This is a genomic window from Sphingomonas yabuuchiae, from assembly GCF_001477495.1.
In the GTDB taxonomy this organism is placed as follows: domain Bacteria; phylum Pseudomonadota; class Alphaproteobacteria; order Sphingomonadales; family Sphingomonadaceae; genus Sphingomonas; species Sphingomonas yabuuchiae_A.
Genome location: NZ_LDTF01000125.1, coordinates 1 through 8642, shown reverse-complemented (window position 1 = coordinate 8642; position 8642 = coordinate 1). Strand labels below are relative to the sequence as shown.

Sequence of the window (8642 nt, the reverse complement as noted above, 5' to 3'; positions counted from 1 at the left end):
AAATCCTGCCCCCGCAACCATACTTCTAATACCCAAGCCGTCTCAGGATTTCCCGAGGCGGTTTTTTGTGTCTTTTTTCCGCAAGTTAGCCCGTAAGCGTCCGGTGAGCCGCGTGTTGTCGCGTGCGGCGTAGCCGCCGATGTCCGGACCTGTGGTGGTCTCCTTCTGGAGTCCAGAAGGAGGTCAGGAGATGGGGCGGATGGAGGTCATCACCCGGACGGAGCGCCGGCGCACCTACAGCGAGGCGGAGAAGGCGGCGGTGGTCGCCGAGGCGTCGGCGCCGGGCGTGACGGTGCGCGAGGTATCGCGGCGGCTCGGCATCGCGGAGAGTCTCATCTACAACTGGCGCTCGGCGCAGCGTAAGGCGGCGAGCATCGTCAGCGAGCCGCTGCAGTTCATCTCGTATGGCGTGGTGACGGACGTCGTTCCGACTGAACCGAGTATGGCGCTGACGCCGGCCACGCCTGCACCGGCACCCGCCAAGCCGTCGCCATCTGCGGCAACGGCGGAAGACCTTGTTCGCCCGCATCCAGGGACGCGACCGGGCAGTATCGACATCAACTTGGCCAGCGGTGTCCGCCTGTCGGTCGACAGCTATGTCAACGAGAAGGCGCTTGCTCGCGTGCTGCGGGCACTGGGGCATGCGGCGTGATAGCGTTGGCGCAGGGCACCAAGGTGTATCTCGCCTGCAAGCCGGTCAGCATGCAGAAGGGCTTCGACGGGCTGACCGCGCTTGCCAGCCAGGTACTCGGCGCCGATCCGTACTCGGGTCATCTGTTCCTGTTCCGGGGCAAGCGCGGCGACTATCTGAAGGCGCTTTACTGGGACGGCTCGGGCATGTGCCTGTTCGCCAAGCGGCTGGAGAAGGGCCGGTTCGTGTGGCCGCCACTGGTCAACGGCGGCATCGTGCTCACCCCCGCGCAACTGGCGCTGCTTATCGAGGGCATCGACTGGCGGCGCACCGTGGCGCCGGCTCCGGTGACCGCGCCGACGCTGGTCTGAACGGCGCTTTTCCGTCCTTTTCGCTTGGCGTGAGTCGGGCCGATGGTAGGATGGGCCATGTCGCTGGCGATGGTCGATCTCCCCTCCAACCCGGACGAGCTGCGCGCCTTCGCACAGGCGTTGCAGGCCCAACACGCAGCCACTGCTGCGGAGCTGGCCAGCACCGCGGCCGAGCTCCGTGCGGCCAAGGCGACCATCCAGCTCACCGCACTGGAGATCGAGAAGCTCAAGGTCCAGCTGGCGCGGCTCAGGCGTATGCAGTTCGGCTAGTCGTCCGAGCGGTCACCCGCGAGATCGAGCAACTGGAGCTGCGGCTAGAGGAACTGGAGACGGTCGAGGCCGAGGCGACCAGCGCGTCCGCCGACGCGGGCGTACCGCCACCCGCCCGCGAGAAGCGCAAGCCCAAGCGCCTGCCATTGCCCGACCATCTGCCGCGCCACGAGGTCGTCCACGCCGCTCCGCATGCCGACGGCTGCGGCGCGTGCGGCGGGACGATGTCGGCGTTTGGCGAGGACGTGACCGAGGTGCTGGAGTATGTGCCCGGCCGCTTCCAGGTCGTGCGCCACGTCCGCACCAAGCTCGCCTGCCAGCGTTGCGACGCCATCACCCAGGCGCCGGCTCCGGCGCTGCCCATTCCACGCGGTAAGGCCGGTCCCGGCCTGCTCGCGCACGTGCTGGTGTCCAAGTACGTCGACCATCTGCCGCTCTACCGGCAGGCGGAGATCTACGCGCGCGAGGGCGTCGACATCGACCGCTCGACCATGGCGGACTGGGTCGGGCAGGTCAGCTGGCTACTCCAGCCGTTGGTCGACCACATCCGCGCGCATGTATTCGCGGCCGACAAAATCCATACCGACGACACGCCGGTCCCCGTGCTGGCGCCGGGCAGCGGCAAGACCAAGACCGGCAGGCTGTGGGTGTACGTCCGCGACGACCGGGGCTGGCAGGGCATCGGCCCGCCAGCTGCTGCCTACTTTTACACGCCCGACCGCAAGGGTGAGCGACCGCGCTCGCACCTCGCTGGCTTCAGCGGCTTCCTGCAAGCCGACGGCTATGCCGGTTACGACCAGTTGTACGATGGACGGAGACAACCCGGTCCTATCGTCGAGGTGGCGTGCTGGGCGCATGTCCGGCGCAAGATCTACGACGTGTGGAAGGGGACCGGCTCGACCACGGCGCGCACCGGCGTCAGCATGATCGACCTGATATACGAAGCTGAGGAGCTGGGGCGCGGGCTGCCGCTAGAGGACCGGCTCGAACGGCGCCAGGTCGTCAGGGTCGGCGTGGACGGCTTCTTCAACTGGGCCGAGGACACCATGCGGCGCATCTCGGGCAAGGGCGCGCTCGCCGACGCCATCCGCTATGCCGTGAAGCGACGCGAGGCGCTGACCCGTTTCTGCGACGACGCGCGGCTGGAGGCGGACAACAACCGCGCCGAGAATTGCCTCCGCCCCGTCGCACTCGGCCGCAAAAACTACCTGTTCGCCGGCTCCGACAAGGGCGGCGAGCGGGCAGCGGCGATCTACACCCTCATCCAGACCGCCCGGCTCAACTTCGTCGACCCCGAAGCTTGGCTGCGCGACGTGCTCACGCGTATCGCCGATGGGCATCCGGCAAAACGCATCGGCGAGCTCGCACCCTGGAGCCGGACTGCGTGACGCGGAGACACTTGGGGCGCGGTGCAACCGCCATCGCCGCCATTCTCAGTATTGCCATGCTTACGCTGTTGGTGGCCTACACCCGCGACCGGGAGGGAACGCTTCGACATATCTGCAAGGCTGGTTTTCCCAATTTCTCGCGGCCATGATATGTGAGAGCAACGGACCTTCAGTGCAAAATCCTCGGGTCAAATCGCCGCGTATCAGGCATTCTGATAACCGGCGATGAGGCGTCCAATTTCCTCACCAATGACTTGGGACCGGGAACAACTTGGTTCTTGCCGAACCAGACCCAGCCTCGAAGCCCGGCGCTGGACAAACAGCTCAGTACACCCGTGAAAGGTGTGTGCGGCACTGGAATGGCGTCTGTTACCGTCGAAGGCAGGGCGACTGTCAGCCCTGGCACCTACGGTCATCTAGGGAGCTATGCGCGAACATTCTTTGTAGAGAAGGTGATCTCTGTCGGACCACCTCCCACCCGCGTCGTCCGAGAATGGCAGGCAGGCTTCGCACAAATGGGAGCATGCTCCGACTTTCCTGAATAGCTACGCTCTGACTTCCCGCTGCGGTTCAGACCGGACGCTTACGTTAGCCCTCACTCAGCGGCTCTCATCGCGTCCCAGTCGAGGCCTCTGAATGCCAGGACGTCGATTTGCCTTTGGGGGTATTTTCGTGGGTATCATCCCGGCCTCGGCAGGAGATACCCCCATGGCCCTCAAGGAGCTCGAAGTCCGCTACGCCACCAAGCGGGCAAAAGACTATAAACTCACCGACGGCGAAGGCCTCTACCTTCTCGTCCGCCCCAATGGCTCCAAGCTGTGGCGGATGAAGTACCGCTATGCCGGCAAGGAAAAGCTCTTGAGCTTTGGTGCCTATCCGACGGTCTCGCTGGCAGAGGCGCGGCTGCGCCGCGCCAAGGCCAAAGTGGTGCTAGGCGAGGGGGATGATCCAGGGGCCGGCAATAAGCCGAGGACACAAATGACCTTCGAGGAAGCGGCGCGTAAATGGCATGGCCACCGCCTCGACACGCTCGATGCCGGGCATGCCACCCGGCTGCTCACCCGGCTCGAGCGTGATGCCTTTCCGGTGCTCGGCAAGCTTGGGTTGTCCGTCATCACGCCGGCCAATGTGCTGGCGATGGTGCGGCGGGTCGAGGCGCGCGGCGCGCTCGACGTCAGTCGGCGTTTGAAGCAGCATGTCAGCCAGGTCTACCGCTTTGCCATCGCGCATGGCTGGGCCGAGCGCGACCCGGCCGAGCATCTCGGCCAGCTGCTCAAGTCCAAGCCGCGCACCCGGCATATGCCGCGGATTGGCCGCAGCGAGCTGCCTGCGCTGATCCGGGCCATCAACGGCTATGATGGCGAGGAGACGCCGCGGCGTCGCGCCGTGACCCGCGCGGCGCTGCTGTTCACGCTGCTCACTTGGGCGCGAACCAACGAGACGCGACATGCCCGTTGGGACGAGTTCGAGGATCTCGACGGTGCGTCCCCGGTCTGGCGGGTGCCGGCCGAGCGCATGAAGATGGCGCGTGAGCATGTCGTGCCGCTGGCACCGGGGGTCGTCGCGCTGCTCAAGGACGTACGGGTCTATAGCTCGGCGGACTATGTCTTTGCGGGCGAGAAGCCCGACCAGCCGATCTCGCAGAATACGATGATCTATGCCTGCTACCGAATGGGTTATCGTGGTCGCCAGACCGTGCATGGTTTTCGCGGGCTCGCCTCGACCTGGGCCAATGAAGCGGAATGCTACCAGCCGGACTGGATCGAGATGGCACTCGCCCATGTCGAACGTGACGAGGTGAGGGGGGCGTATAACGCTGCGCTTTATCTTTCCCCGCGCCGGCGCATGCTCGAGGACTGGGCCCGGTTCATCCAGAGCCATCTGAACGCGGTGGCAGCGGTCGATGACGCCTTGGGCCTAGAGCAGAGTGATAGGCAGGGCTGTCTTGAAGGCAGCCCTGCCTGACCGATTATTCGCCCGACAGATGCGCAGCCGCAGCGTTCTTGGCGGCCTTCACGCCCTTGGGCTTGGCGGTCGTTGCCACCTTGGCACCCGGCTTGCGGCCGAGACCGATCTTCTTGGCCATCGCCCGGCGGCTTTCCGAATAGGTTTCGGACACCATCGGATAGTCGGCCTTCAGGTTATAGCGCTCGCGATACTGCTCGGGCGTCAGGCCGTTGGTGGCGAGGTGGCGGCGCAGCGTCTTGTAGGGCTTGCCATCGATCATCGAGAGGATGTGGTCCTTCGACGCCAGCGACTTCCGCACCGACACCGCAGGGGTGTATTCGGTGGTGTCGACGGCGTCTGCTGACGCCGCCTCGCCGCCGCTGGCCAGCTTCAGGATGGCGCTGTGCATGCTGCCGAGAAACGCCGGGACCTGCTCGGCGTCGATGCGCGTGTTGGGATTGCCCAGCCAGGCAATGGTCAGTTCGGTGGCGAGTTCGACCGCATGCGCGGTGTCGGTGATGGTTTCGTCAGCCATGGTCTATCCAGATGGGAGTGGCAGGAGATTTAAAGCGCTGCGCGGTTCCGGAGAACCGTAAACGGCCATGTCACAGCAATGGTCTTGCAGCAGCAATAAAGACACGGCGTCAAGCGTCGATTTGTTCCGATATACGGCCGATGTGTTTCATCACGTCACCATGCAAAATGATGGTGCAGAAATAACGATGCCGCTCAGAGGCGTACATAGAAGAGGTGGGTGTCGACCTTTGCCACCTTGGTCATTGCATCGCGCCAATACGGCACCATCCAGTCGGCATGATAGTGGGTGGCGCGGCCAACATCGGCGAAGACGTGACCGGCGAGTGCTTCGCTTGCCACGCGTCGCGCTGCGGACCAGCCGAAATGTTTCGTGCGCCGCTTGATCGAGCCATCACAGGTAAACGAGAATTGGCAGCCTGTGGTCCGGTCGAAACCCTGGTAGACGACGCCGCAAATGGTGCGCGGAAAGCCAGGGGCACGCGCGCGGTTGAGAATGACCTGAATGACGGCGCGTTGCCCCCGCGGGTCGTCACCCACTTCATAGAGGGCAGCGGTGGCTAGGCAGTCGACGGCTTGTGCGCGCTCGGCGGGGCCGCCTCGAAAGCGATAGGGCGCTGCGCGGACGCGCGCAGCAGCGACGATGGGAACCCTGGAGTTCGAGGCGCGGGCCTGCGCCATCGTCATCTTCCTGGGCGGCTTCGTCTCGGGGGCAAGGCTGACGGTATCCAAAAGGCCAGCGGCGATTGCGACGGCTGCCACGACGAAGAGCAGCAGCAACCAGCGCTCTGCGGCAACGTCGCGCTGTGGAGGTCGGCCTTTGGAGGCATATAAGGTTCGTCGGGATGCCATCACCGACACGCTAGCGCAGCGAGCGGCGCAAGGCAGCGTCGATCGCGCTCGCTGCGCTCGATAATGCGCTCAAGGCCCTGGCGGCACTGCACGCTCGCGAAAAAGCCGACGCACAAGCCCATCACTTGGACCTTGACGAACGGTCACAGGCGAAGCCTCCTCGGCACCGTCGCGCCTTGTTGACTCGCGGCGGACAGGCTGAGACTTTGTTGCTCACAAGGAGGTCGGCAGGCCAACTCGGAGCGATGCGCTCGAATCACGAACATGGTTAACGCATCGATGCTTTTGCCGTTTACGTCGTCAATCGATTGACTAAACTGCTAAGCGTATACGAAAAAGCGATGGAGATGGCCTTTGCAAGTCGCCAACGATCGAGATCAGCTTGAAAAGGCCGATGCGCTTCTCAAGGAAGCTTTGAAGCTGCTGGATGACCAGGGCCTGCTAGTCGCCGCTGCCCATCTTTCAGGCGTCATTGAGATGGTCGATCAGGCGCTAATCGGAAGAGGGAACCTCGTATCCCGATGAAAGAACTCGTTCCATCTTCTTGAGGCCAAGCTGGGTGAATTGCACATTCTCATTGATTGACGAGCAGGTCTCGATCGCGCCTTGACTGATCAGATAGTTTATCCATCGTGCAGAGACCGCTGGGGAGAGATTGGTCTCACTCGAAATTTCACCAAGGCCAACGACCCGTCCTTCGGCTTCTGCCAGATAAATGCAGTTCAATATGTCGCCGAGCGGGCTCATCGCTACATCGTTGCCAAATTCTTGCTGCCGGACTTGGCGCAGTCGCCTTGCCCGTAACGCCATCTCCCACAATCGCGCTGGCGGAAGTTCGCGTCCCTCCTCATTCCAGAAAAGGGTGCTGACAAGGCGGTCAGGGTTGTCGAAGCGAGTTACGTAAACATTGGCGGTAACCGTCGTGCCGTCAGGTCGTGCATATCTTTTTTGCAATCGGACTGGTGCGGCTCGCTTGATCAAAGAGGCAAGCATTGCTTCGCTACGTCCCAAATCTTCAGGGTAGGTAATGTCCTTATAAGACATGCCGATCACCTCATCCTCACCTCGACGGAGCAGCTCCAAAAAACCTGCGTCGGCCTCGAGAATGAAGCCATCTGTGGTGGAGACGCAATGCGCCGTTGGCATATCCGATGAATCCCGACTGAGAATGCTTCCGCTTCTTAACAGGGTGGCATACCAAATTTTCTTAAGTCAATAAACAATGTTGTGTCGTCAGCTGCTATGACGTTAGCGACGAAAGAACAACGTGTAGTCATTGGGAAGGATGATCATCAACATGGTACAACATCGGATTGCGTAGCCATTCTTCGACGGCTGAGGCACGCCATCCTACGCAGCGCGTGCTGAGCTGAATGTTCTTTGGAAAGGTGCCGTTGGCCATCTTGCGGTAAAGCGTGGATCGGCAAAGCCCGGTCTCGTCGAGGACGGCCTTCAGACGCAGGATGCGGTCTGGGTTGGCGGACATGGCATTACCTCGCGGCTCTTGGGATGGGAACCGCCAAGGTCCTGCTTTTGCCTGATCGGCAGTAGGGCCTCGCTAGGGTCCTCACGGCATTTTCGAGGGACATCCAGACAGCAGGGTGCTGCCGTCTCCTGCGATGCCGCAGGACCGGGCTCTACGCCGCTGGCGCGGCGCCGAGCCGTGCCGTCTCGGCCCATGCGGGTTTCGATCCCTGACGGGTGACGGTGCGGCCTTCGCACCGTCAGCAGGCAGCGTGGGGTGCCCCACGCTGGCGTTGCGCGCCGGGCGCGTCTGGCGAGGGTGGGCGTCACGGCCCTGTAGTCCCGCCGCGGCGTGCTGCAACCGGCTGCGCCGGTCCTCCACGTACGTTTCGGCCCCTTGGGTGCAGCCCGCCTTATCTGGCGGGACTGTCGGTCCGCTCCTGCCGCCCACCCATCGCGATGGGCAGCGGTGGTTTCCATTGCCGAGAAGATCGGCTGCGTTCCGCAGACGCTGCATGAGTGGGTAAAGAAGGCGGAGGTGAACAGCGGCAAGCGCGCTGGCGTTCCGACCGAGGTCGCTGACAAGATGAAGGCGCTGGAACGCGAAGTCCGCGAGCTTCGACAGGCCAACGAGATCCTGCGCAAGGCATCCGCATATTTTGCCCAGGCGGAGCTCGACCGCCCATTCCGGCGATGATCGCCTTCATCGACGATCACCGTAAATCCTATGGGGTCGAGCCGATCTGCCGCGTCTTGCCGATCGCCCCATCGACGTATTTCGAGCGTGTCGCGCAGCGGCAGGATCCAATGCGCCTGTCGGCGCGGGCACAGCGGGATCAGGTTCTCAAGCCCGAGGTGGCGCGCGTGTTTGCCGAGAACTTCGCGGTCTACGGCGTGCGCAAGGTGTGGCGGCAGATGCTGCGCGAGGGCTTTCCGGTCGCCCGCTGCACCATCGAGCGGCTGATGCGCGATATGGGTCTACAGGGCGTTATCCGGGGCAAGCCGGTTCGCACGACGATGAGTGACAAGGCAGCGCCGTGCCCGCTGGATCACGTCAACCGCAGGTTCTACGCGCCAGCGCAGAACCTGCTGTGGGTGTCGGACTTCACCTACGTCGCGACTTGGGCCGGCTTCGTCTATGTCGCCTTCGTCATCGACACCTACGCCCGTCGGATCGTCGGGTGG

Annotated in this window: 7 protein-coding genes, 2 pseudogenes and 1 other annotated feature; of the genes and pseudogenes, 5 read left to right on the top strand and 4 right to left on the bottom strand. The window is 63.4% G+C overall.

Annotated elements, in window-relative coordinates; genetic code table 11:
- Positions 1-199: 199 nt before the first annotated feature.
- The 4 genes and pseudogenes from tnpA (at position 200) to NS355_RS17415 (ending at position 4625) form a co-directional block, all read left to right on the top strand.
- A complete protein-coding gene (gene tnpA, locus NS355_RS17430) occupies positions 200-652 on the top strand; it encodes an IS66-like element accessory protein TnpA (protein ID WP_244489740.1) in 453 nt (150 codons plus the stop codon).
- Positions 649-1002, top strand: coding sequence for an IS66 family insertion sequence element accessory protein TnpB (tnpB, locus tag NS355_RS17425; protein ID WP_058746837.1), 354 nt, complete (start codon positions 649-651; stop codon positions 1000-1002). The genes tnpA and tnpB overlap by 4 nt, the downstream gene beginning before the upstream one ends.
- Before the next feature lie 69 nt (positions 1003-1071).
- A pseudogene (gene tnpC, locus NS355_RS17420) lies at positions 1072-2660 on the top strand (IS66 family transposase).
- A 708-nt stretch (positions 2661-3368) separates the two neighbouring features.
- The gene (locus NS355_RS17415; RefSeq protein WP_058746836.1) at positions 3369-4625 is read left to right on the top strand and encodes a tyrosine-type recombinase/integrase; all 1257 of its coding nucleotides are present in this window, start codon (positions 3369-3371) and stop codon (positions 4623-4625) included.
- Positions 4626-4629: 4 nt separating this feature from the next.
- On the opposite strand, the gene NS355_RS17410 is transcribed toward NS355_RS17415, so the two are convergent.
- The 4 genes from NS355_RS17410 to NS355_RS18445 all read right to left on the bottom strand — a co-directional run bounded on the left by NS355_RS17410 (position 4630) and on the right by NS355_RS18445 (position 7479).
- Positions 4630-5142, bottom strand: coding sequence for a MucR family transcriptional regulator (locus NS355_RS17410; protein WP_058746835.1), 513 nt, complete (start codon positions 5140-5142; stop codon positions 4630-4632).
- 194 nt (positions 5143-5336) lie between these two features.
- Positions 5337-5921, bottom strand: a complete 585-nt coding sequence (locus NS355_RS17405; protein WP_058746834.1) for a cell wall hydrolase — start codon at positions 5919-5921, stop codon at positions 5337-5339.
- A 564-nt stretch (positions 5922-6485) separates the two neighbouring features.
- Complete coding sequence (locus NS355_RS18835; RefSeq protein WP_153008276.1) at positions 6486-7139, bottom strand: PAS domain-containing protein; 654 nt, start codon at positions 7137-7139, stop codon at positions 6486-6488.
- Positions 7140-7266: 127 nt separating this feature from the next.
- The gene (locus tag NS355_RS18445; protein ID WP_084788080.1) at positions 7267-7479 is read right to left on the bottom strand and encodes a helix-turn-helix transcriptional regulator; all 213 of its coding nucleotides are present in this window, start codon (positions 7477-7479) and stop codon (positions 7267-7269) included.
- Positions 7480-7854: 375 nt separating this feature from the next.
- Here NS355_RS18445 and NS355_RS18440 point away from each other — a divergent pair.
- Positions 7855-8642: pseudogene (locus NS355_RS18440) on the top strand (IS3 family transposase); the annotation flags it as partial.
- Positions 8109-8225 (top strand) — a sequence feature (AL1L pseudoknot). It overlaps the preceding pseudogene by 117 nt.

Excerpts from the sequence above, each read along its gene's own strand:
- tnpA (WP_244489740.1), top strand. The coding sequence starts at position 200 with ATGGAGGTCATCACCCGGACGGAGCGCCGGCGCACCTACAGCGAGGCG.
- NS355_RS17415 (WP_058746836.1), top strand. The coding sequence starts at position 3,369 with ATGGCCCTCAAGGAGCTCGAAGTCCGCTACGCCACCAAGCGGGCAAAA.
- NS355_RS17410 (WP_058746835.1), bottom strand. The coding sequence starts at position 5,142 with ATGGCTGACGAAACCATCACCGACACCGCGCATGCGGTCGAACTCGCC.
- NS355_RS18835 (WP_153008276.1), bottom strand. The coding sequence starts at position 7,139 with ATGCCAACGGCGCATTGCGTCTCCACCACAGATGGCTTCATTCTCGAG.
- NS355_RS18445 (WP_084788080.1), bottom strand. The coding sequence starts at position 7,479 with ATGTCCGCCAACCCAGACCGCATCCTGCGTCTGAAGGCCGTCCTCGAC.